Source organism: Amycolatopsis sp. GA6-003, assembly GCF_046267895.1.
Lineage (GTDB): Bacteria > Actinomycetota > Actinomycetes > Mycobacteriales > Pseudonocardiaceae > Amycolatopsis.
The window spans coordinates 7,648,247-7,670,642 of the sequence record NZ_CP176499.1; the positions used below are offsets into that span (position 1 = coordinate 7,648,247).

Below are 22,396 nucleotides of genomic sequence, written 5' to 3' on the forward strand. Positions count from 1 at the left end.
CGTGAAGATCTCTTTCTCGTCAAGTCTTGACTACGGCTCTCGTGGCAGAGAGTGCACGCAGTCAGGCGATCTCGCCGACGTTTCGAAGGCTGATCTGATCTGGTATTACTTTCTCGGGAGGCTTTCGATTTCCCATGGTGGCGTGGAGATCGGGCCTCCGTGGGGATGGGTTCCGTTGTTTGATGCGATGTATGCCGTCCAGGAGGTGATGGTTTTCGCTCGAGGGGGAAACGCGCTCGGGAAGATCGACTTCACCGAAAACCCCGAATTCATTAGCTTTGAGCTCGATCGAGATTTCCTTCGTATGACTCCAACCTATCTGGAGGCCACGTTGCGCTGCTCCGTGGACGAATTTGTGGATGCTGGCACTTTATTCATAGCTGGGGAACTGCAACGAGTGATGCGGGAGTATCCCTCGCTGACCAGAAATCGGGAGGTGCACGCGCTCGCGCGGGATGTAGGTCTAGAGGTTCCGGATAACTAGCATAGGCGGCGGAGTGGGTTGGCTTGATGTGTCACCGTCGGTGTGGCTTTCCTCGCGACCGCTTCTGTGACGCACGACAGTTGCGGCTGGCAATTTGTGATGCCTATGGTCTGCCCAGCCTCATTCTGTGCGGTCGGGTTCTGGTGCCGCGTCGTTGGCGTGCGGGTTTCCAAGGCTGAAGCGATAAGTGGTGCCGTCGGCGTCGCGGGCGACGGCAACAGTACCGCTGAATTCCGCAGCTGTTTTCGTCGTGGTTTTCGCCGAGTAGTTCGATGATTGTGCAGACGGCGTCTGGAACGTGGGCGCGCATTGTGTCCATGGCCGAAGACAGGCAGTTTCGGCGGGTTGTCGCTGATCGGCAAGGACGCCCGGGTGCCAGCTGCCCGCACCTCCGTCGATCTTGCCCGCGGATCAAACACCGTGCCCAGCGGCCCCGGAAGGTCCGTCTTGAACAAATCAAGCTTCTCCGTTCTTCCAGGACCACCCCGCACGCGCGGGGAAGACCGACTCGACGCCCGTGCGCCATGCGCAGCAAGGATCACGCCCGCCCGCGCGGGGAAGAACCTGGAGGGCGAAACCGCGAACTGGCAGTAGGGCGGACCACTCCCGCTCGCGCGGGGAGAACAGCAGCGACCGCCGCTTATTTCACGGCCTGGGTCGCATATGTTGCGCAACTGCCGGTCCCTGTCGGACGCGAGAACGATCTGCAGGAGGTGACCAGGCCGCTGCGGCGGCTCGGAGCGGCTGTGGTGCAGGCCGAACTATCAGGCGAGCTATTGAAGGCAGACCAAGCATCACAGTCCCGGTTTGGGCTCCCGGCCCGCCCGGGCCCCCATTTGTTGTACTGCTGTCCGCACGCCGTGGATATGATCGGTTGCTTTTGGTAATTTGCAGCCGTGGGGGGTTCCAGCAGTCTAATCATGCATTCTGACCAGCGGCAATGGCTCTTTCGGCGGGTAGGGCATGATCGCCGGGCATGTCGCTGCGTCTGCTCTACCTGATCTTCCTCCGGCTGGTGGGCCTGCTGGTGTTGCTCGGTCGTTCGTCAGCGTCCAAGAACATCGAGTTGCTGGTGCTGCGCCACGAGGTCGCCGTACTTCGCAGAGGCAACCCGAAACCTCGTCTGGATTGGGCTGACCGGGCTCTGTTCGCCGGGCTGGCTCGGCTGCTGCCCAAGGCGCTGCGATCACACCGGCTGGTTACCCCGGGCACGATCCTGCGCTGGCACCGTCGGCTGGTAGCCGCGGCGTGGACCTGTCCACGCCGGCAAGGGCGTCCGCCCGTTGATGAGGCGATCGCCGGGCTGATCGAACGGATGGCTACAGAAAACCACAGCTGGGCTATAAGAGGATCCAGGGTGAGTTGCTCAAGCTTGGCTACCGGGTCGGGTCCTCGACGATCCGGCGGATTCTGAAGCGTGCGCGCATACCTCCAGCGCCGGACCGACGTACCGACGCGACCTGGCGGCAGTTCCTGCGCACGCAGGCATCGACGATGCTGGCCTGCGACTTCTTCCACGTCGACTGGGCGCTCACTCTCAAGCGGATCTGCGTGTTCTTCGTGCTGGAGGTCGGCAGCCGCCATGTCCACGTCCTCGGCACGACCACGAACCCGGACGGTAGACGGACCACGCAGCAGATCCGCAACCTCGTGATGGAGCTCGGCGATCGAGTCGACGATTTCATCCAGAGCCTGAGTTCGGTGTCGCATTGTGCCGCCGCCTCTTGGGCCAGTCCAGTGTGGATGGAATCGCTGCGCGAAGTGTATGAATCCTGCGCGTACTGGATCGACCTGCCGAGGGTGTCGTATTTAACATTCCGCTGCGGCCAGCGAGGCTGCCGGTGCAAGCGCCTTTGGCATTGTGGCGGCAGCCTCGCGGGCAATGTCGCTCGCCGCAGGAGAGGACCAGTGAATGGGTTCGAGTCAGATCAGTCCGACGGTTAAGAAATGGTTCATCTGGTCAGGGCCGTTCGACGAGTGCGAAAGTGGCGTCGGTGGCTTCGACCTGCACTGACAGGGCCGGTGTTCGTAGCACCTCTGGTAGCACCGGCTTTCGACCTGACGGTCCTGGGATTACTCGTCGGTACACGGCACCTGGCGCTGGCCGGCGCCAGCGATGACGTGCTGCGGCCGGCCCGACACCTGCTGCTCGCGGCGAGTTTGGTGACCTTGTTGCTTAACGTTGCCGACCCGGTGTGGGCTGGCCAGTGGGGAAAGCAGCGTTCGATACGGTTGGCCCGCTCCTGCTGATCGGGTGGGCTGAGGCTGGCCCCGGGCTCTTCGTGCGTTGAGCGCTGAAAAAACCGACACCGGATCGGTGGAGCTGTCCAACCACTCGTCCGCGGAGCCGAAGGAGAACGCCGTGGAACAGGCGACAGCGGCGACGGCGTTGCAGGGAGATGATCAGCAGGCGAGGGTGCCGTCCCGCCGGACCGGTGATCTTGACGAGAAGTTAGTCGAGCTGGCTCGGAAGGCCGACGCCGACCACTGGCGACGATGCGGACGCCCAATATCAGCTGAGACGCTCCGGAAAGAGCTTCGGGGCGCCGCACAGACTTCTCGGGCCCTAGTAGCGGTCGTTCGCCCGAAGAACGCTCCGGTGAGCGGGAATAACCCAGAGCTTGAGGTGGCGTAGCGGCATGCCGACCTCAACCACCGGTTTTCGGCGGTGACGGGCACCAGTCCTGGGGTGGGTGGGCATCCCCGGTCCCCGGGTGACGAATAGCTACCGCAGCAGCGGCTCAGCCCTGCCAGGACCGAAGGCGCTCTCGCGGGTTCCGCCTTGGTTCGGGCAGTATTGACGGGTGTGTGAGCTGATCTACGTCTCGCAGGCGAAGCTGCGGCAACTGGTGCCGGATTTGCCGGGGCGGTTCGGCCTGCGGGACGTAGAGGCGGAGGTGACGACGCCGGTCGGCGGACTCAAGCTCGGCAAGGCCGCCCGTGAGGCCGAGCGTGGGCTGGCGGCGGCCGTCACGCGGCTCGAGGCGTCGGATCGGGCACCGATATGGTTCGCCGAGCCGGGGATCCGGCCGGGCCAGTGGGTACAGTTCGAGGCACCGATGAGCTACGGCGACGCAGACGGCGCGGTCTTCTTCCTAGACACCGAGCAGGCGGACGAGTTGTATCCCAGCGGCGGCGAGTTGCGTCTGCTGCTGCACAGCTCGAGTGCGCACCTGATCGGGCCCGCCGCACCGCTCGACGTAGGGTCGTTCGCGTCCCGCTGGGGGCGGTTCCTCGAGGTACTGAGCCGGGACCGAGAGGATGGCGTCGAACTCCTACCCGCTTTCCATCCGTTCCTCGCACGGGTCGCGCGGGCCATGGACCGGCTGACCGACCACCTGCAGCCCCATTACACCTCTGCCTGGGTCGCGGGCTACGCACGGGTGACCGCGGTGATCCCGATCAACACGAGCACACTGCTGGCCGCGACACCTCTCTACGTCGAGCACATCGCCGCGCCCGCCTGATGCGGGAGCAGATCGCCAGCAGGATCGCGCCGATGCTCAAACCATTAAGAAGTTCACTCGATTCGCCGATACAAGGGATCGTGGGCAAGAGAAACCTGATCGCCGGCAGCGGCGTCGTCCTGCTGACCTGTATGGCGGCCATCGCCGGGAGGGTCGTGCACCTCGCCGCCGCGCTCGTGTTCCTGTGGCTGTTGCTGGTGTTCTGCGCGAATTATCGTGCCCGGGCCGAGGAGCAGTCCGGATTCCGCTACCACCTGGCCGACGCGGGCGTCCGCTACATCGTCCCGGTCACCCTCGGGACCGCTTTCTACTTGCTGCTTTCCGCGTACGTCGCGATCTTCGGCGACGGGCTGACCTACGGCTGGCTGCTCACCCTGCAGCACACCGTCGAGAACGTGTCGACGTTCTTCTCGGACGACCTGAAGCTGAGCCCGTTCGGCGTGCTCGTCACGATGGTCGTGCTGTACCTGCTCGGCTGCCTACTGCTGGGGGCACGGCTGCGCAAGCCGCCCGACGACGAAGACCTGACCGGTTTCATGCGCTTCCGCGCCGGCACGGTCACCGTTCTGGACAAGACGTTTTCCGGCTACCGCAAGCACGCCGGGCCGATCGGCGCCGGGCTGGCCACGCTCGCCGCGTTCACCTTTTTCGGACTCCAGCTCGGCAACATCTCGCACGACTTGCAATTGCGCATCAAAATCGTCCAGAGCGGCTACGCGGACGTGGCCGCCCAGGCCCGCCAGGAAGTCTCCGAGCACGTTGCCGCCAACCTTTACCAGAAGGTCTACGACGCGTTCTCGTCCTCGTACCGGGACGCCGTCGCGCACGTGCAGGACGTCCACGCGGCGTGGTCGAGCGCGACGCAGCACGCCGAGATTGCCAAGCTCGACCACCAGGTAAGCGACCCGGACGTCGACGCGCTGCTGCTCAAGGAGCGCACCCGGGAGAACGCCGTGGCCGGACTGGACGACAAGCCGCAGGTCGAACTCCCAACCCCACTGTCCACACCGGACGGCGATCTTACGGTGGACCAGGTCAGGACGGCACAGGACAAGATCCACGCACGGCAGCAGAAGGCGATCGACGTGGTCTCCGAAGGGCCGAAGAAGATCGTTCTGCACGTGGAAAGCCTGGTCTCGGCGAAGGTCCTCGAAGTGCTCAAGCCGCTGACCACGGACATCCCGATCACCGGCCCGATCGTCGAGGCGTTCTCCAAAGCGATCGACAAGAAGCTGCAGGAGAAGCTCGAACTGCTCTACGACCGCGCGAGTTCCGTGGCCGTGCGCGATCCCGCACAGCTGGATGCCCTGATCGGCCGGGAGGCGACGGCGCTGGTCGCGGAGACCGACGTCACTGCGGCGGTCCGGGACCAGACGGAGTCGGCCACGCGGCAGGTTCAGGCCCAGGCGGACCTCATCACGCAACTCGGCGACGGCAGCACGAAACTCGATCGTGCCGTGGCCGCGAAGGAGACCGCTGCGGCGGCCGAGGCGGCGAAGAACCCGCCTCCGAAGCTGAAGATGATCGACCCGATCCCGCTGAACCTGCACCCGCCCACGTTCTACGACTACGGCTACCCCAACTCCTCCCGGTTCCCCTACCAGTACGAATACCCCCATCCCGACGTCCACCCGTACACGGCACCGGAGTACGAAGGCGGCGGAGGCGAGGTCCGCCCCCCGGGTGATCGAGGAACCGCCGATCGAGATCCCGTTCTTCTAGCTCGTCGGTGTGTCGGCCACGGCCCGAATACCCGAGCAACGACTCCCGCCAGTCAGAAAAGTAGGTGTCCACCAGGCGGACTGCAGCGTCACGGTCCGGAAGCGTTCGCACTTCACGGGACAGGTCGTCGATGTCCCAGAGCGTCCACACTGGCTGATGGTTGGCGATCTCCTGGCGCGCCTGCGGGCTCGCGATCCGGATCAGGAAGATAATGCAGCGACCGACACTTGTTGTCAGCTCGCCAACCGCCTTCCGCGTCTTCGCGGGACCGAACCTTTGCTCGCGTTTGCACTTGATTCCGGTCGACGTGCCGTCGGGGTGGCTGACGAGGACGTCGATCCCCTTCTGGGTGTGTCCTTGCCCCCGTAGCGGTGCACCTGCGAGTTCGCTCAATCGGTGAGGGCGAGGGGCGATGAGGCCAAACCGGTCCGTTTGAGCTGGAAGGTAAAGCCGCTCCGCCGTTTGTGTCGGTGCTTGCCTGCACACTGCCAGTCATGACTTGGATGCGCACCGCTTCCTCGAACTGCATGCCACGCGTCGGCTATGCCGTCGTTGACGTCGAGACGACGGGGTTCCGCCCCGGTGACGACCGGATCGTGGAGATCGCGGTCATTACTGCAGACCTGTATCGGGAATCGATACGCGCCTGGCACAGCCTGATCAACCCGCAGCGGCCGATCCCGGCCGAGGCCACGGCCGTGCACGGCATCGCCGACCACGATGTACGAGATGCACCGACAATCCAACAGGTTGCGAGCACGCTGCTTCACCTGCTCGCCGGTCGCGCGCTAGTCGCCCACAAAGCCGAGTTCGACATCCAGTTTCTCGACGCGGAGCTGCCTCACCCGGACCCACGCTTCGGCTGGGGCAACGCCAGCGTGTGTACGCTGCGCGCGGCGCAGGCCGGACTGCGCCGACAGTCCAGGACGAAACTCGCACGCTGCGCGGCGGACCTGGGTGTGCGGATGCTCGACCAGTTCGCGCACACCGCGCTGTCCGACGCCCTCGCCTGCGCGGGTCTCCTGCGCCGCCTGCAACCCGACGCCGACCACGAACTCAGGCAGGCCGCCCTGCACAACCCGCCGCAGACGCCAGCTCCATCCGTGGCCGCGCGGCCACGGACGCTTCCGGGGATCACTGGCACTGACGGGCAGCTGGACGCCTGGACATTAGTCGACCTCACCAGGCTCGGGCCGCTCCTTCTGCCGCCGTGGCCGACAGCCGCAACGTCGCCGGCAGACACAGGTGCTCCGCCACGCTGCGGTCCGGCCAACGCCGGCGGCCCTTGGACCTCCGCCGACGAAGAGGCGCTGCGTGCTACATGGATCGGCGCCAGCGGGCACGACCCGGCTGACCTGATGGCTGCGCTCATCGCGCAGTTCGGCCGCAGCGAGAACGCGCTCCGCTCCCGCCTGCTGAAACTCGTCTGCCACCCCGAGATCCCCGGCACCACTGTCACCGAAAGCGAAGCCGCCCGCATCGGATACCGGCTGCGCGCCCAGTGGACCCCCGGTGCCAGGGCCCGCCGATAGCTCGGCCTCGCAACGGACCAAGACCGGCGGCGTCCTGGTGGTCGAGCATCTCCTCGAAGTCGGCGTACCGATTAGCCCGGCCGCGGCGAAACCTGCTGCGGTCGCGGCGGCTCGGCTGTCGCGGTGTCGCTGGCTGCGGCGGCGGCGTGCTTTCTTTGCGCCTCAATTGCCACCTCGTCCGGCAAGACGGACCTGGCCTCGAATGTGGAGCGAATCCCGGCGATCACGTACGCATACCTCGCCCGCAGGCTCAGTGACAGAACCTCGATCAGCAACTGGGTCCCGGCTCGGTCGTCGTGCTTGGCGCGGGCGGTTCGGCGTCGAGCAACGCCAGAACGGCCACGTGATAGATCGTCTGGACCGTGGGAATGGTGTCCAGTCGGATCCGGTTGTCTCCCAGGCGTTCCGCGTCCGGGTGGTCGGCGAGCGCGGCGGCGACGCGTGCTTCGCTGCCGGGGTAGTAGGGAGTTCGCGTTCGCGCTGCGGCGTACGCTTTCCGGAGCGCGGCGAGGAAAGCGTCCTTCTGGTCCCAGACGTTGCTGAGCACCAGGACTTGCGAGGCGGCGCAGTTGTACCCGTTGTTGTGCAGTTTCTGCGAGACGATGTGCTCGGCCCAGTCGGTGCGCGCGCGTTCCGCAGCAGGTGCTGAAAAACGCATCCGAAATCCCCGCTCGTGATCTTCCCGCCGGATGCCGGCTATTTCAATAGGGAAGACGCCGACTGCGAACGACTCGGCTGGATGATCGGCCCCGGCCTTCCCGACCTCGTCCGCCTCTGCATCGAAGCCACCTGGGCCCGCACGACGCGCATGGGTCGAAGAAACCTGACCCAGCCGATCCCCAGCCAGATAGACGGCGGGACGGAGGGCTAGGAAGCGGGATTTCGCGTCGGAACTGCGGTCCTGTCATGGCATGGGATACTGCACGGGTGCTTGACTTCGCTGAACTGTCGGCTGACGGTGAGGATCTTGAACTCCTGGTGCGGGAGCTATGTCGGTCCTTGGGATATGTGGTTCGGTGGTCCGGCAGGGGGCAGGACGCCGGACGTGATCTTCTGCTGGAGGAGCGTGGAGACCCGTTGTTTGGACGGAAGATCCGGCGCTGGCTGGTGTCATGCAAGCACACCGCGCGCGCGAACGGCGGTGCCGGTCGGTCAGTCAGTTCCAACGATGTCGGCGAACTCGGTGGGGTGGTCGACGCGGTGACACAGCACGGCGCTTCAGGGTTTCTGCTCGTATGCTCCACCCAGCCGTCCAGCGCGCTTGTCACGCGCTTCGAGGCAATCGAACGTGACAAGGGTGTGCCGATCCACATATGGGACGGTGCCGATCTGGAGCGGATGCTCGACACCCCGCGTGGGTGGTCGCTGGCGCAGCGTTTCATGCCCCAGAGCGCCGAGACGGCAGGATGGCGGGTGTTTGCCACCGCGTCGCCGAATCAGTTCGTCGGCGTGACCCGGGGATTTTTTTACCCACCTCATCAATCGTCAGGGAAGCACAAACTCCTACCAGCTCAGCTGGATCGATGAACGTCTCGACGCCGTAGCCAACCTAACGCTTCCGGTCGGCCATGAGTTACGGCCGCGTGCGGTCTACTACGACGACAAGTACTCGCATTTTAAGCTGCACTTTGATTATCTCTACGAGAGGTCCCAGCCGCTGGAGCGCGGTGATTCGCAGGGTTGGGCTGATCCTCGCCAAGTCAAGCTGCCGGAAGACCTGGAAGTGCTGGCACACGAGCTTGACTTTATGAACTTCAGCGACTTCCAACCCAGCACCTTCAAGATTACGCCGCAGAAGGTCTGGCGTGCGAGCGACTCCTACGAACCCGATCACTACAGATACTACAAGCGTATCGAGGAGTACTACTGAAACGAACTCCGCGGTTGAGGCCGAATGCTCGCCGGGCAGTCACGCAGGCAGTCCTGAGCCACTCCGCACAGCGCACCGGGTGCCAACCGATCCGACGCGTCCTCTTTCCCGTCGCTGATGGCAGTCTGCGTGGCGTCGATGCGGTCCTTGACGTGGAAACCTGCGCATCTTCAACCCGTGCGACGTGATGCAAGCCCTGGCGTTCGGCTGGAGTGACCGGTTGATCGATCACACGCCACAGGTGCTCGGATCCAGCAGCATCCACGAAGACACAGTCCGCACCGTGGCGGGCACGCTGTATTGGGACGGTCACCACGTGCCGAACCTCCGCAAGCTGGTGCGGACGGTCTATCCGGGCCTGGTGCAACGGCGAACTGCCCACCACGGTGGCGTCGCCTGGCAGCGCGACCGAGAGCTCCTCGAGTTGCTTGGCTTGCGTTATCTCCTGCTCGACACAGTAATCGAGGGGGCCCGATGAGGCAGGGGAGTTGCGGGAAGCAACCTTCTCGGCCGTCTGCAGCGACGGGCCACAATGGATGACCGACCCGGACAGCGTCATGGCCAAAGAGAATTGGAACGGCCTCTACGCCTTGGAGACCTTCCTAGAGGAGCATGTGGATCAGGTGGCCCCGCTGGTCGCGGAATACCGTACGTGGCTCGGCATCGACGCACCTGGCTGACGCAGGGCGTGGCGTCGGGCTGGTCTCTTGACGGTGGCTCCTAGGCACCCGGAGTAGGCAGTGTGGAGCGGGCGTAACGGGACGAGGGCGCGTGCTGCGGGGCTGATCGGGCCGTCTTGGCGCCAGGCGAGCAGTACTTGGGCGCGGGGCGCGGGCTGGAGTGTGATGGTGTGGGCGGTGGTCGCGTACGTGCGGGCCATGGACTGCGAGACGAGTGCGACGCCGAGGCCGCGCGCGGCAAACTCGACCAGGACGCGGGGGTCGTTGGCCTCGATGGCGATGCGCGGGGTCAAGCCGGCGTCCGAGGATGCGTGGTCGACACTGGATCTGAGTCCGGTTCCGCGCGGGAGAGCGATTTCCTTGCGCCGGAGCGATATACAGGGACTCCCGAGCTCGCCTTGGCCGAGATGGATCGTACCGGGACCGGGACAGCGATGCGGCCGCTGAGCTATCTGCCTGACACAACCGAGGCGTTGCGCGCCTCCAACAACTACGGCGCATCCCTGGTCGGCCGGTATCCGGATCGGTTGATGCGTAAACGCCACAAGAGTTGATCACTCGCACAGCGGGTGCACGAGCAGATTATGCTGGCCTATCGCTTACCAGCAGATCCGCTCGCCGTCGATGTCCAGTCAGCGCAGGTCAATTGCTGAAGGCCGCAATAGCTGGCGAAATACTGAACGAACTCGTACGTGGTCGCGCACTAAACCCGACTGCGTCGCAAAATGCGTCGTCGGGCGGCCTGCCTTCTTGGTGTCGTCCTGTCTCGGCAACGGCGGTCGCGCTGCCCGCGGTAGACGCAAGAAAGGGATTTCGTGCTCGCAGCAGCTCTGCGAGCCGGTGCTGAGCGGGCTCCGCGAACGGTGCGCTGCCCGTAATCTGGCAAGTCCGTGGTGCCGAGTCTCGTTGATGTTCTGGGAGTTGTCCGCCGACCCAGGTGAAGGCCCGCAGATCACAGCGCCTAGCAGGACGCTCCAGACAGGCTCGTTTCCTGTGGTGCAGGTGAGGAGCGGGGGGTTGTCACCGAATTTGTGGCGAGATGGTGCTGGCGAGTTGCGGATAGCCCCCAAAGCCAGGGAAGTCGTCCGTGCCCTCGGGCTTCGCCTACGGTGCTCCGGCAAGTTGGCTACAGCGTCAGCTGAGTCGGGTTGCCTTTCTTTCGGGTATCGACGGCGAGCTTGACCAGTTCCTTGAGCAGCCAGTGGCCGATCGGCAGGCCGTCGGAATGGTTGCGGATCCATGTCTCGGTGAATCGCAGGCGCGCTTCGGCGGTGCGGATCGCACTGAACTTCGAGTCCGCGGCCAGTGCGGCCGCCAGTTCCTCCTTGCGGGCTTCCAACGCGGTGGCGCAGTCATCAGCTTGCAACCGGACTACGTCGCTGGCTTTTCCGATCACGGACGAAACTGTCCAGCGCGGAATCTTCGGGTTCGACTTCAGCGCGGCGAGGACTGGGAGTTGTTCGGCGACGGCTTCGCGCTCGCTCCATCGAGCTCGGCGGAACTCCTGCGAGGCGGCGAGCTGCCCGGCGAGCTCGGCGATTTGTCCCTCGTCGAGCCTGACGTCCTCGAAGGAGTCGTGACCCATTTCCGACGGCTCAGACATGGAAAGTTCCTCGAGACTGTCATGCCAGGGCATGCTCGCCTCCCAGAGATGCAGGACGCCGTGATGGGCGAAGCCGACCTCGATGCAGCCGGTCCAGCCGACGATCCGGGCCAACGCCTTTCGCGCTGTGGTCCGTTCCGCGCTGGCTTCCACGCCCTCCAACACCGCGTCCACTGTCGCCTGGTCCAGTACGACCCGGCGGAGGTAGAGCAGTTGCGTACCCGCAGTCGCCGCAGCGGTCACGACCTCGTCGGCTGCCAGTGCCGCCGAATCGAGTTCAACGAGGCTGCTGGCGTCGACCCGGCCAGGAAGCACCCGCAGCCCCTGCTTCTGAGCAGCCTGGATGATCTGATCGGCCTGTGTGGCCAGGGAATCGGTGCTGGCAGAGTGGAACGCAGCAAGCACGTCGGAAAACGCCATGATCTTCATAAGCGAAGATCCGAGCAGGCACCACCGACAAACCTTGCCATCGAGACGGCGGCGAAGCGCGAGTTCACCCGATCGAGGAGGCGGACGGCGTCGAAGACCGTTCCCCGGGTCTTCCTGACGGCTTCGTTGCTTCGTCCGCTGTCGGCGTTGGCTCAGCGCTCCCGGGCCATTGCGCGGTAGACCACTCGTCGAAGAGCGTCGGATCGCCTCGACGCCACCGGGCCTGAGTAGTCGCGCGCGTTGCTCGCCAGGTCTCGACAGAGGCTCGCCGGTGACGACGGGATTCAACTGCCGAGTTCTCCGGCCCTGTGGTCGAAGGTGTTCGGACGTGGGTAGCGAAACCGTCGGCGGTCACGATATCCGTGGTCAACGGAACGTTCACTGCGTACGACTAGGGCTGGAATCATGGCACATTTTCGTCCCGACAACGTCGTGGGAGCTAACTCACCGTCACCGTTGGTAGTTGCATCCATGCCGTGGGTCTTCACGCAGCGACCGCCGTTGAGCCCGGAGAAATTCATCTCCGAGGCTAGGCGTCGTGGCTTTGATCTCAACATCCAAACTGTCCGCGAGCTCTATCGGCGTCGCCTGCTGATCCCCTTCGTCTGGGTGCAGAACGAACCAGATCCTTCGTTGGCGGTACCCAACGGCGACGGACCGCGCCCGAACGGCACCTTGCTCACCGAGTTGCGGCTGGCACGTGAGGCCGGCAGGCTGCGCGACCTTGCCGCGATGCCGTTTCGGCCGCACCTGTCGTTCGCCCGGCAGACTCGCTTCGGCCGCCGATGGTGGGACGGTTTGATCTACTCCTGGCATCAGCTGCACCTATTGTCGACGATCGCGTGGTTGCTGGAGGGACGCCGGGAGACCTGGCGCGGCAGCAAGCGTCGAGTGCAACTGCCTGATCCGGGTCCATACCTGATCGAGGAGGCAGCCGACTTTAGGCGTATCGCCATCGCTGCAACTGCACTCGAGGCGCGGTACGGGCCCACACTCGATCCCGATTTCGTACACCTGTCGAACACGACATTCAAGCAATGGTCCCCGTACCGCGCATCGTTCGACCCCGTGGCCGTGAGCGACACTCTGGGCTACTCCGCCGAGCAAGCTGCCGAGGACGCCGAGTCGTTGCTCAGCTCGGCCGCCCGGATCGATCCTTTAGGCGGTTCCTGGGGCGAGCTCGCCCGCCGCGCGCCGCGGAAGGCATGGGAGCAACTCAAAGGCCCCGCGCTCGCGGCAATGGACATGCGGCAGACAGCTGAGATCCTTCTCCTTTTCCATGAAGACCTCGCCGATCGTGGTTTGGCGAAGCAGTTGCCGGAGCCGTCGCCGACGTCAGCACATCCGTTGCACGAGCGGTTGAGTCGCCGCGATAGCAGCTTGGACGAAGACCTGATGAGTCTCGGGCTCTCGCCGCATCCTCGTGTCGTGTTAGCCGTTGAAGGCGAAAGCGAGCAGCGGCACGTCCCGAGAATCGCCGCCGAGCTGGGATACCGGGTTGCTCCAGAGTTGGTCCGGGTCCTGCATCTCGGCGGGACGACCAAGGATCTCCAGAAGGTCGCGGCTCTCGCGGCGGCACCGCTGATCGCTGGGCGCAAGACCGACCACCATTGGGACCTCCTCAAGCCGCCGACCTGCTTGATGGTTGCGGTAGACCCAGAGGGCAAGTTCGCTGCGGACAAGTGGGAGCGGACTCGCGACGGCATCCTTGAGGAGATTCGACAAGTACTGCTTGCGCAAGGTGCCAAGACCACTGACGAAGAGCTGAGCATGCTTGTCGACATTCACCGCTGGTCCGCCTCATGTTACGAGTTTGCGCATTTCACGGACGAAGAGCTCGCCGATGCGATCATGGCGATCCACGACACCGTGAACGGCCTGAGCCGTGTTGATCTCGTCGGTGCGCTGGCGGCGTTGAGGGCGCGGGCGCGGACCGGGCACCGCAACGTAGATATCAAGAACGTGTGGTGGGACTGGAATTACGAGCCGAGCAAAGTAGCGTTGGCGGAGCAGCTATGGCCCGTGCTCAAGCAGAAGATCGATCGCTGCCGCGAAGACGACGGAGCTCCGATACCTGAGATCGTTCGAGTAGTCGAGAAGGCATACCGGACAGCCTTGCACTGGCGCGATGTGTCGTTCGTGCTTACCGCAGTCGACTAAGGCCAAGCACGACGAAGGGCGGAAGATCGCCGGCACGGCTTGGGATTCTTCCTGCCGCGCCGGACTACGAACAGTTTCTAGAGCTGTGCGCCGCGGCGCTCGCCGTCGTCGGCTGTTGCGACCTGCCAGTCGTGGTCGTGCGGATGCACCGGACGGCGATCGTGGCCATCGCGATGACACCGACGCCTCGTACCGCCGGACACAGCAGCGGCACGGGAGCTGGTCGCCGTGAGCGAGCCTCCTGTCGAGGCCGATCGGTTGCGCGTCCTCGCTGAGGCGAATCCGCAGGCCACGCTCGCGCTCGCCGAGGTCCTGCGATCCTCGCCGCGCGACGTGACCGTCGGCCTCACGCTGGAGTCCTTCGCCTACTCGACGTTGCTTGGCGGCCGAGAGTTCGCTCGCTGGCTGGATGAGCGCGGTGCGCGGCCATTGCCTTCCAGCGCGAACTGCGCGCCCGTGCTGGTCGATCGCGCCGAGGGCACCCTCCAGATCACGCTGAACCGGCCGGAACGGCGCAATGCCTACGGCAGGGAACTGCGTGATGCCCTCGTCGAGTCACTGCGGCTCGCCCTGCTGGACAACGGCATTACGCGGATCGTGCTCGACGGACAAGGGCCTTCATTCTGTTCGGGCGGCGACCTCGACGAGTTCGGCACCACGCCCGATCTCGCGACCGCACACTTTGTCCGCACCAGTGCCGGTGCTGGTCGGCTGCTGCACCGGCTCGCGGATCGGATCGAGGTCCGGCTCCAGGGCAGCTGCATCGGAGCGGGGATCGAGTTGCCTGCGTTCGCCGGCCGGGTGTTCGCCGAGCCGGGCACCACGTTCCGGCTGCCCGAAGTGAGCATGGGTTTGATCCCCGGTGCCGGCGGGACGGTCTCGATCCCGCACCGCATCGGCCGGTGGCGCACGTTCTACCTCGCGTTGTCCGGTTGCGTTCTGGCTGCGGAAACCGTGCTGCAGTGGGGACTGGTCGACGCCATCCGGGAGGGGGGCAGAGACGGCCTGCTTCGACGAGATCTCGCATCCAGCCGTGATGGGCCGGTTGCGTGCAGGGCCGTGTCTTGGCGCTAATCAAGGAGTTCCTGAGGATGAGCCCACTGGGTGAGGTGACGCGCCTTCCGAGACACCACCACTGACACGCTCTAAGGCGGCATTCTCTCGGCGCGGCTGGCCAACCTCGCGCCGAGTGTTTCCGCGCCCGGTGAGAGGCGATGGGCGATGACGTGATCCGGGACTATATCGGCCAGGCCGGTGAGCAAATTTGCGGGCTGCCGACGAAATCAGCTGGCCTGGGCAGATCGGGCAGTTGAGCGGGGACGATCCCGCGCTATCTCTTACTCGTTCCCTGCGCGGAAACTGCTAATGCGCGGCCGGGCCGACATCTGCTGCAGGCCTACCAGTTGATTTCGTCGCCGATGTCTTGAAGCGGACAGATCTGCGTGGCGATGACCCGGATCCTGGTGGACCGCAAGATCCGCGACGAACTGGTGGAACGGCTGGCGGCCGGGTTCGCCGCGCTGAAGATCGGCGACTCGCCGGATCCGGCCACCCAGTGGGGCCCGCTGGCCGGACAGACGTTCCGCGACCGCGCCGAAGGCTACGTCGCCCGGGCCGTCGCCGCAGGCGCGACCGTGGCCTACGGCGGATCCCGCCCCGCCGGGTTCGACTGCGGGTGGTACCTAGAACCGACCCTCCTCACCGGAGTCACGAACGACATGGAAGTCGCGCAGAACGAGCTCTTCGGCCCGGTCTTCTGCGTGATTCCATTCGACAGCCTCGACGAAGCCGTCGCCCTCGCGAACGACTCGCGCTACGGCCTCGCGGGCTCGGTGTTCACCCGCGACACGGACGCAGCCCACGCCGTCGCCCGCCGGGTGCGCACCGGGTGTTCGCCATCAACGCCACGTTCCCCCGACTCACCGGCCCGTTCGGCGGCATGAAGCTGTCCGGCTTCGGCCGAGAGGGCGGCGTCGCAGGCTTCTGGGAACTGACCACGACGAAGTGCATCGCGCTGTAGCCGAGCATCCGGTGGGTGTGGTGCCCGGCACCACACCCACCCTCACCCCGGCCGCCAAATCCCTGTCCACCGTCGCGTTCCAACCCGGTGCCACCCCTCGCCGGCAGGGCGGGTAGCTGGGCGATCGCCGGGAGCAGTGCCGGGCTCGTCGATTATCCGGTCGACGATGCGTGCCGGGCGCTCTCGCGCACCGCGGCGATGCGGTCCTCAGTTCGGCGGCAGTACTGCCCCCGTCATCCCGCTCGCCGATTCCGCCGGCCCCGGCCAGCCCGACCACGCTCCGGCAGCGCCTACCGGAAAACCCCTTTCCGACATCAGCCCGCGCGAGAACAGCCCTCGTTTCGCTCGGCACATCGGTCCCTCCCCGATCCTCGGCACAGTCGCGGCTTTGGGTCGGATATGGCAAGCCCTGCGTTACATTCCCGGCCCGCGGCATGCCGGGCATGGCTGGAATATTCGAGTTCCCGGTGTCATCGAAAGCTCATCCGGAGCTGCTTACGTTGGGTCGTCGTTTGGATCCGCCTTGTCGTAGTTTGGGGGAGTCGTGACTGTACCGGAGTTTTCTCAGCAGCCGCCTGCCGAGCAGCACCCGCCGGGCCGGGGTTCGCGTCGGTGGCGCCGGAAGCCCGTGGTGTTCGGGGTCCTCGGGGTGGTCGTGGTTCTGGTCGCGGCGCTGGTGACCTGGCTGGCGTGGCCGTCGTCGCCGAAGGACCGGGCGGCGTTCGAGCAGGCGCTCGACCGGCTCGCCGCGGCGGAGGGCGTGCGCTACACCGACACCGCGATCTACGGCGAGAAACGGGACATCACCACGACCCGGTTCGGGGAGCAGTTCGGCGTCACAGGCACCCCGGGCCTGGAGAGGCTCGACCAAGGAGTGCTGCGGGTCGGAGGCAAGGTCTACACCAAATTCCAGCGAGACCACCCCGGACGCCTGGGCAAGTGGAAAAGCGGCGACCCCAACGACGAATACATGTACGGCAACCTCATCAAGGAGTTCCCGCCCCCGCAGGACCTGGCCGCCAGGCTCACCGCCGCGCTGGCCGACGTCCCCGACCTCCCCTCGCCCGCCGACCCCGACCTGCCCGCGCTGTCGGTCGGCGGGGTGCCCGCCCTGCGCGCGGAAACGGCCGACGGCACGCTGTACGTGGCCAAGGACGCGCCGCACCGCGTGCTGCGGCTCGAACCGCAGGGCGTGCTGTCCCCGTCCCGCCTTCCCGAGCTGACCGAACGATCGTCCCTGCCCGACCTGCCCTCCGCCCGCCCCGCGACCGACTCGACGGGCGAGGAGTCGCAGGGCATGGACCTGGCTCCGATCGAGGGCGACCAGGCCGACCAGATGTACGACACCCTCGCCGAGGACACCAAAGGGCTCGCCGACGCGGTCGACAACGGCATCCATTTCAACCTCACTGCCGCGGGCACGTTCAACTGCAGCGCAGCGGGCTGCGCCATCACCGAGTCCTACCGGGCGGACGTGAGCGCCCAGGCCAAGAGCCGCGTCACCGGCGGCAAGGTCACCGCGAAACTGACCGTCACCAACGTGAGGATCGACGGGCGCCCCGCCGGCGGCTGCACCAGTCCGCCCACCACGATCCCGATCACCGGCGACAGCACCGCCGGGCAGCTGTCCTGCACCGACCCCGAGGCCGGCCCCGTCTTCGCCGCCGTGGACGCCGAGTACGCCCAACGCGCCCAGCAACAGGCCAACGCCAGCGGAGGGCGCGTCACCCTGCGATGGACCGACACCGCCGACGCCGAGATCGACGCACTCGCCGTCGCACAGGTCGAGGTCGACCAACTCCTCGACCAGCAACAGCGAGAGCGCGACGCCTGCCCGACGCCCAACAGCTTCGCGGCCGGCACCCGCGTCCTGCTCGCCGACGGCGGCACCCGCCCGATCGAGCGGATCGCCCCCGGCGACCAGGTGCGCACTGCCGATCCCGACACCGGGCGCATCACTGCCGAGCCCGTCATCGCCCTGATCACCGGTACAGGCCCGAAGGACCTCGACGAGATCGCCATCTCCGGCGGCCGCCGCAGCGGCACCCTCACCGCGACCTCCAACCATCCGTTCTGGGAGCCCGACCGGCACGTCTGGGCCAACGCGGCCAGCCTGCTCCCCGGCGAGGCCCTGGCCGGCAGCCCTGGCGAAGGGCCCGTCCGCGTCGCTGCCAACCGTGCCTATCGAGCGCCTCTGACTGTCCACAACCTCACCGTCGCCCACAGCCACACTTTTTACGTCCTCGCGGGGGACACGGCGGTGCTGGTGCACAACGCACAGCCGTGCCCGATCAACACCAGGATCAGCGCGCAGAAGCAGTCGAGGCACGTGCAAGGAGCTCCTCTGTACGCTGGCGGCGGATATTTCAAAAATGCGGCCGACGCACAACAGGTTCTCGACGCCTACCACGCGAACCGGGCAACGGTACTTGGCAGCATTCCAAGCAAGGGGCAAGTCGTGGTTCGATACCCCGCGATTACCGGCTACAATAACAACCCTGGAGCCGGACATGTCGATCAACCGACAAACGTGTTCATGATTAAGGGAGTGAATAGCGTGAGCGTCGTTCCGATTGATCCGAACTGGAAGCCGTGAGAATGCAGAGCCTGGATCGCGAGAATGTTCTTGTCCTGCAAGTCGTCCAAGCCGCGATCGGCTTGATCTCGGCTAAAATGCAAGCGATTTCCGTTCAGATGGACGACGAAAACGTAATCGTCCACTTCGCGGTTCGGCAACTCACGAGCGAAATTCAGGAGGACATAGACGACATCATGTCCGAACTTGACGCACTCTTGCCGGGTCGGATAAAGTCCGAAGCGCTGATTCATGTTGGCGATCCAGATTCAAGCTGGATTGGACGCGACTACCGTAAGGTTTACATGGAGAAGCCTCCTGTCGCCGACTGACTGATGTATTCCTGTCATTGCGTCACGCTCTCACGCCTTCTTCCGCCTGTGCCTCCTCGGGAGCAGAATGCCGCGGTCTACCCGCGGGCGTACCGCCTGGTCGGCAGGCAGGGGCCGATGCCGAGACGCTCGATTGCGCGGGTGGCCCGAGGCCGCGCGAGCGGGTCTGCCGAAGGCCGCGCGCTCCCGTCGGGCTCGGGAGGTCAGACGACGGACCACCTCTCGGTGCGCATCAGCTCGTCCAGTTGTGACGGTGGCCAGGCGGCGCGCTTCGCGGACGCAGGCCCGGCTGCCAGCCTTTACGAACGACTTCGTTGAGGCCGATGGTGTGGCGTCGATGAGCCGGCCCTCGCCGTGCTGGACATGGTGGACCACCTAACACCGTTCGCGGCGGTGCCTTGGCATGGGTTGGTGTTGCCAACTGATGACAGGCAGTCTTTCGCGGGTGGGACCTCGTGAGTTTCGGGTGCAGTTGCCACCCCGATGTGCGGCCTGGTCGGTATGCGGCGATAGTGCAGGCGGTCGCTGGCTTGCTTGCGGCCGCGGACGTGCTCTCTGAGGCGTCGATCGCTGTCGACGATCTGGCTCGGGACGAGGATTTGAACGATCCGTTCGACCAGTTCAGCGTTCTGTATCCATGGAGCCAGTGCTGAGTGCAGAACGAGGTGACGGTGAACGTCGGCGGATGGTCGACTGAGCGCGGGTTCATGCGGATTTCGCTGCCTGCGCACGCTTTCGTTCGTCATGCCGTTCGTGAGTGCGGAAGCTCGGGGCAGGCCAAGGTTCGTGGCGGTAGACGCACGCGATCTGCGTCTACCGCCGCGGCTGCGGTCCGATGAGTCCGTTGAGGGTGAGGTTGAGTGCGTCGACGAGGTTGGTGCGGTTGCCGCTGCAGACGGTGGCTTCCAGTCCGCCGTCTGGGGCGTCGCTGGTGAACGCGAGCATGCGGCCTCTGTGGGTGAGGTCGTAAACGGTCAGGGCAGTGCTGTGGACACGATCGGCACCGTGTCCGACCGCGGCGTGGAGTTTGTGCACAGCCGTGCGTTCGCTTCGCAGGAGGTGGCGCAGGTCGTCGGCGTGTCCGGACATTTCCGAGAGGGGGTCGGCGTCGGTGTCCTCGAGGTAGGTCGTGGGGATCCGCAGGGTTGTCATCCGGGCTGGTGGGTGTTCCGGCAGGGCCTCGACGAGTGCGGTGGCGAGGTTGTGGGGCTGGATGGGGTCGAGCTGGATCGACTGGTGGTCGGTGATCAGGCGGACGGCGTCGCGTCCGGCCGCGGCGACGAAGAACGCGCCGTCGTCGTGCGGGCGGTGGGTGAACGCGGTCCAGGAGTAGCACTCGCGGGCGGGTGCGGCGAGCAGTTCCACGGTGGCCCGGAACTGCGGGGTCAACCACCGCGTTTCTCGCGACGAAAAAGAAAACCCGCTCCCGCAACACCTACCGTTCCTACGAGTCGCATGTGCGGCTGTATCTGCGGCCGCATCTGGGACATATGCGGCGGGACAAACTGCGGGTGGCGCATCTGGAGGGCATGTTCGACGCGATCGTGGAGCACAACGACGTGATCGCCGAGTACCGGGCCAGCAAGGATCCCCGCAAGGTCGCGGCGGTGAAGTGGCAGCGGCCGGTCGGTCCGACCTCGATCCGGCGGATCCGGGAAACGCTGCGGGCGGCGCTGAGCCCGGCGGTGAAGGAAGGCCTGCTCACGGTCAATGTCGCGTCGTTGGTGGAGTTGCCCCCCCGGCCAAACGCCCGACCGCGAAGGTGTGGACCGACGAGCGGGTGGCGCGGTGGCGGGAGACGGGAGAGATTCCGTCGCGGGTGATGGTGTGGACCCCGCAGCAGACCGGCCGGTTCCTCGACCACGCGGTCCACGACCCGCTGTATCCCTTGTTCCACGTGATCGCTCACGTCGGGCTGCGGCGCGGGGAAGCATGCGGTCAACGGCGCGTCGACACCTACCTAGACTCCGCCGCGCTGGACGTGACGAACCAGATCGTGCAGTACGGCTGGGAAACCGGCGAGTCCGCTCCGAAGACGACGTCGTCGGAGAGCCTGGTCGCATTGGACGGCGGCACGGTGCTCGTACTGCGTCAGCACCTGGCAGACCAGGATGAGGCGATCGCGCGGCTCGGTGCCGACTGGGTCGACAGCGGGCTGTTGTTCACCCAGCCCGATGGCAGCGCGCTGCACCCGGCCGATGTCACTGCGCGGTTTCAGGAGCTGGCACGTCAGGCCGGGTTGCCGCCGATCCGGCTGCACGACCTGCGGCACGGAGCGGCCACTCTCGCGCTCGCGGCCGGGGCGGACATGAAGGTGGTGCAGCACATGCTCCGGCATTCCTCGATCACCGTCACGATGGACACCTACACCACCGTGCTGCCTGAAGTCGCGCTCGCGGCGGCCGAGGCCACCGCCAAGATCAGCCTGCGGTCAGCACCGCGACAGCTCGGGCGCGACTCGGGCTCGCCACCGACCATTGTGGACAGTCCGGAACCGGAAGAAAAGCTTCCGGAAAACCAAAATCCCCAGGTCAATGAATCTCAAGACCTGGGGAGTGAGGGTGCGCCATCAGGGACTCGAACCCCGAACCCGCTGGTTAAGAGTTCGCTGCTCGACCTGTCGGATGGTGTCGAGTGATGCCGGACAAGACCTTTTCGTCTGGTCGCGGGGTGCTTGCGGTGTTGTGGTGTGTCGGCCGGTGTTGTCGTGTGGTGGAGGTCTCGGGCTCGCCTCGGGCTCGTAAATGCCGGCTCGTGTCGCGTAGTCCAGTCCTGGTCTGGCACCGCGTTTTGAGGTGGCTGTCGTGACGGGGGCGGTGGTTCGGCGTGATCCGGTCGTGTCTGCGGTGAGCGTGATGGTGGGGGTGGTGGTTGGGCTGACGTTCCTGTTCGGTTTCGGGAATGTGCTGATGCTCGCTCTTCGGCTGGGTGTGCCGGTCTGGGTGGCACCGCTGGTCGCGCCGGCGGTTGATGTGACGGTGGTGGCGCTGCTGGTCGCAGTGTGTCGATTATCAGCGTGCGGGGCTTCTCCAGCGACCATGCGGTCTGCACGGCGGTTGCTGGTGGGGGCGAGTGTGGTGACGTTGGCGTTGAATGTGGCTGAGCCACTGGTGGCTGGTGAGGTCGGCAGGGCGTTGTTCGATGCGGTGGGGCCGTTGTTGCTGATTGGCTGGTCTGAGGTCGGCCCGGGACTTCTGCAAGCGCTTGTCGACGTGCACGGGGCGGTCGGTCAGCCTCCTGGTGTGTCAGTCGCTGTCCAACATGAGTCCTTGCCGGAGGGCGCTGGTGAGAGAACAGTTGGGCTGGATCCTGAACTGGTGGAGCGGGCACGGCAGGTTGACGCGGAGCATCGTGCGCGGCATCAGCGTCCGGTCTCGGCGGAGGTGCTGCGAAAAGCATTGGGGGTCGGGGCGAAACGCTCCCGCATGTTGACGCGGGTGGTTCGCGCGGAGTGGCACGACGAGCCTCGGTCGGCACCGGCGGTGATCGCCCGAGCCTAGCCGGTGTCCGCTGTCGTGCGCG

Annotated in this window: 21 protein-coding genes and 1 pseudogene; 18 read left to right on the top strand and 4 right to left on the bottom strand. The window is 65.6% G+C overall.

What is annotated here, in order from left to right; genetic code table 11:
- The first annotated feature begins 1 nt into the window (after position 1).
- The 7 genes from F9C12_RS34615 to F9C12_RS34645 all read left to right on the top strand — a co-directional run bounded on the left by F9C12_RS34615 (position 2) and on the right by F9C12_RS34645 (position 7,205).
- Positions 2-484, top strand: coding sequence for a hypothetical protein (locus F9C12_RS34615; RefSeq protein ID WP_409463220.1), 483 nt, complete (start codon positions 2-4; stop codon positions 482-484).
- Positions 485-1,460: 976 nt separating this feature from the next.
- Entirely contained in the window at positions 1,461-1,898 is a 438-nt protein-coding gene (locus tag F9C12_RS34620; protein WP_409463221.1) for a helix-turn-helix domain-containing protein, read from the top strand.
- Positions 1,847-2,428, top strand: a complete 582-nt coding sequence (locus tag F9C12_RS34625) for a hypothetical protein (RefSeq protein WP_409463222.1) — start codon at positions 1,847-1,849, stop codon at positions 2,426-2,428. The genes F9C12_RS34620 and F9C12_RS34625 overlap by 52 nt, the downstream gene beginning before the upstream one ends.
- 343 nt (positions 2,429-2,771) lie before the next feature.
- A complete protein-coding gene (locus F9C12_RS34630; RefSeq protein ID WP_409463223.1) occupies positions 2,772-3,119 on the top strand; it encodes a hypothetical protein in 348 nt (115 codons plus the stop codon).
- Positions 3,120-3,288: 169 nt separating this feature from the next.
- On the top strand, positions 3,289-3,951 hold the full coding sequence (locus F9C12_RS34635; protein WP_409463224.1) for an SAVMC3_10250 family protein: 663 nt from the start codon (positions 3,289-3,291) through the stop codon (positions 3,949-3,951).
- The gene (locus F9C12_RS34640; protein WP_409463225.1) at positions 3,951-5,885 is read left to right on the top strand and encodes a hypothetical protein; all 1,935 of its coding nucleotides are present in this window, start codon (positions 3,951-3,953) and stop codon (positions 5,883-5,885) included. The genes F9C12_RS34635 and F9C12_RS34640 overlap by 1 nt, the downstream gene beginning before the upstream one ends.
- 282 nt (positions 5,886-6,167) lie before the next feature.
- On the top strand, positions 6,168-7,205 hold the full coding sequence (locus F9C12_RS34645; RefSeq protein ID WP_409463226.1) for an exonuclease domain-containing protein: 1,038 nt from the start codon (positions 6,168-6,170) through the stop codon (positions 7,203-7,205).
- A gap of 268 nt (positions 7,206-7,473) precedes the next feature.
- Here the strand turns inward: F9C12_RS34645 and F9C12_RS34650 are convergent, their stop codons facing one another.
- Positions 7,474-7,863: a hypothetical protein gene (locus tag F9C12_RS34650; RefSeq protein WP_409463227.1), complete on the bottom strand. Its 390-nt coding sequence runs from the start codon at positions 7,861-7,863 to the stop codon at positions 7,474-7,476.
- 269 nt (positions 7,864-8,132) lie between these two features.
- On the opposite strand from F9C12_RS34650, the gene F9C12_RS34655 reads away from it, so the two are divergent.
- From F9C12_RS34655 to F9C12_RS34665, 3 genes are all read left to right on the top strand, one after another.
- Complete coding sequence (locus F9C12_RS34655) at positions 8,133-8,732, top strand: restriction endonuclease (RefSeq protein ID WP_409463228.1); 600 nt, start codon at positions 8,133-8,135, stop codon at positions 8,730-8,732.
- Between the two features lie 527 nt (positions 8,733-9,259).
- Entirely contained in the window at positions 9,260-9,553 is a 294-nt protein-coding gene (locus F9C12_RS34660; protein WP_409463229.1) for a hypothetical protein, read from the top strand.
- A 79-nt stretch (positions 9,554-9,632) separates the two neighbouring features.
- Positions 9,633-9,755, top strand: a complete 123-nt coding sequence (locus tag F9C12_RS34665; RefSeq protein WP_409467171.1) for a hypothetical protein — start codon at positions 9,633-9,635, stop codon at positions 9,753-9,755.
- 140 nt (positions 9,756-9,895) lie between these two features.
- On the opposite strand, the pseudogene F9C12_RS34670 reads toward F9C12_RS34665, so the two are convergent.
- Positions 9,896-10,300: pseudogene (locus tag F9C12_RS34670) on the bottom strand (LysR substrate-binding domain-containing protein); the annotation flags it as partial.
- A 581-nt stretch (positions 10,301-10,881) separates the two neighbouring features.
- Positions 10,882-11,787 carry a hypothetical protein gene (locus F9C12_RS34675; protein WP_409463230.1) on the bottom strand — a complete coding sequence of 302 codons (906 nt, stop codon included), beginning with the start codon at positions 11,785-11,787 and terminating at the stop codon, positions 10,882-10,884.
- A gap of 471 nt (positions 11,788-12,258) precedes the next feature.
- On the opposite strand from F9C12_RS34675, the gene F9C12_RS34680 reads away from it, so the two are divergent.
- From F9C12_RS34680 to F9C12_RS34700, 5 genes are all read left to right on the top strand, one after another.
- Complete coding sequence (locus F9C12_RS34680) at positions 12,259-13,947, top strand: hypothetical protein (protein WP_409463231.1); 1,689 nt, start codon at positions 12,259-12,261, stop codon at positions 13,945-13,947.
- 228 nt (positions 13,948-14,175) lie between these two features.
- Positions 14,176-15,021, top strand: a complete 846-nt coding sequence (locus F9C12_RS34685; protein WP_409463232.1) for an enoyl-CoA hydratase/isomerase family protein — start codon at positions 14,176-14,178, stop codon at positions 15,019-15,021.
- A 374-nt stretch (positions 15,022-15,395) separates the two neighbouring features.
- A complete protein-coding gene (locus F9C12_RS34690; protein ID WP_409463233.1) occupies positions 15,396-15,890 on the top strand; it encodes an aldehyde dehydrogenase family protein in 495 nt (164 codons plus the stop codon).
- A 705-nt stretch (positions 15,891-16,595) separates the two neighbouring features.
- Positions 16,596-18,563, top strand: coding sequence for a polymorphic toxin-type HINT domain-containing protein (locus tag F9C12_RS34695; RefSeq protein ID WP_409463234.1), 1,968 nt, complete (start codon positions 16,596-16,598; stop codon positions 18,561-18,563).
- Positions 18,564-18,565: 2 nt separating this feature from the next.
- Positions 18,566-18,874, top strand: a complete 309-nt coding sequence (locus tag F9C12_RS34700; protein WP_409463235.1) for a hypothetical protein — start codon at positions 18,566-18,568, stop codon at positions 18,872-18,874.
- 813 nt (positions 18,875-19,687) lie between these two features.
- On the opposite strand, the gene F9C12_RS34705 is transcribed toward F9C12_RS34700, so the two are convergent.
- Positions 19,688-20,263, bottom strand: a complete 576-nt coding sequence (locus tag F9C12_RS34705) for an ESX secretion-associated protein EspG (RefSeq protein WP_409463236.1) — start codon at positions 20,261-20,263, stop codon at positions 19,688-19,690.
- Positions 20,264-20,331: 68 nt separating this feature from the next.
- On the opposite strand from F9C12_RS34705, the gene F9C12_RS34710 reads away from it, so the two are divergent.
- From F9C12_RS34710 to F9C12_RS34720, 3 genes are all read left to right on the top strand, one after another.
- A complete protein-coding gene (locus F9C12_RS34710) occupies positions 20,332-20,697 on the top strand; it encodes a hypothetical protein (protein WP_409463237.1) in 366 nt (121 codons plus the stop codon).
- Between the two features lie 74 nt (positions 20,698-20,771).
- A complete protein-coding gene (gene xerC, locus F9C12_RS34715) occupies positions 20,772-21,512 on the top strand; it encodes a tyrosine recombinase XerC (RefSeq protein ID WP_409463238.1) in 741 nt (246 codons plus the stop codon).
- Between the two features lie 166 nt (positions 21,513-21,678).
- Entirely contained in the window at positions 21,679-22,374 is a 696-nt protein-coding gene (locus F9C12_RS34720) for a hypothetical protein (protein WP_409463239.1), read from the top strand.
- The last annotated feature ends 22 nt before the right edge of the window (positions 22,375-22,396 follow it).

What these genes read in the sequence shown, in the direction of transcription:
- F9C12_RS34620 (WP_409463221.1), top strand. Translation starts at nt 1,461, where the DNA reads ATGTCGCTGCGTCTGCTCTACCTGATCTTCCTCCGGCTGGTGGGCCTG.
- F9C12_RS34640 (WP_409463225.1), top strand. Translation starts at nt 3,951, where the DNA reads ATGCGGGAGCAGATCGCCAGCAGGATCGCGCCGATGCTCAAACCATTA.
- F9C12_RS34645 (WP_409463226.1), top strand. Translation starts at nt 6,168, where the DNA reads ATGACTTGGATGCGCACCGCTTCCTCGAACTGCATGCCACGCGTCGGC.
- F9C12_RS34650 (WP_409463227.1), bottom strand. Translation starts at nt 7,863, where the DNA reads ATGCGTTTTTCAGCACCTGCTGCGGAACGCGCGCGCACCGACTGGGCC.
- F9C12_RS34665 (WP_409467171.1), top strand. Translation starts at nt 9,633, where the DNA reads ATGGCCAAAGAGAATTGGAACGGCCTCTACGCCTTGGAGACCTTCCTA.
- F9C12_RS34675 (WP_409463230.1), bottom strand. Translation starts at nt 11,787, where the DNA reads ATGAAGATCATGGCGTTTTCCGACGTGCTTGCTGCGTTCCACTCTGCC.
- F9C12_RS34680 (WP_409463231.1), top strand. Translation starts at nt 12,259, where the DNA reads ATGCCGTGGGTCTTCACGCAGCGACCGCCGTTGAGCCCGGAGAAATTC.
- F9C12_RS34690 (WP_409463233.1), top strand. Translation starts at nt 15,396, where the DNA reads ATGACCCGGATCCTGGTGGACCGCAAGATCCGCGACGAACTGGTGGAA.
- F9C12_RS34700 (WP_409463235.1), top strand. Translation starts at nt 18,566, where the DNA reads ATGCAGAGCCTGGATCGCGAGAATGTTCTTGTCCTGCAAGTCGTCCAA.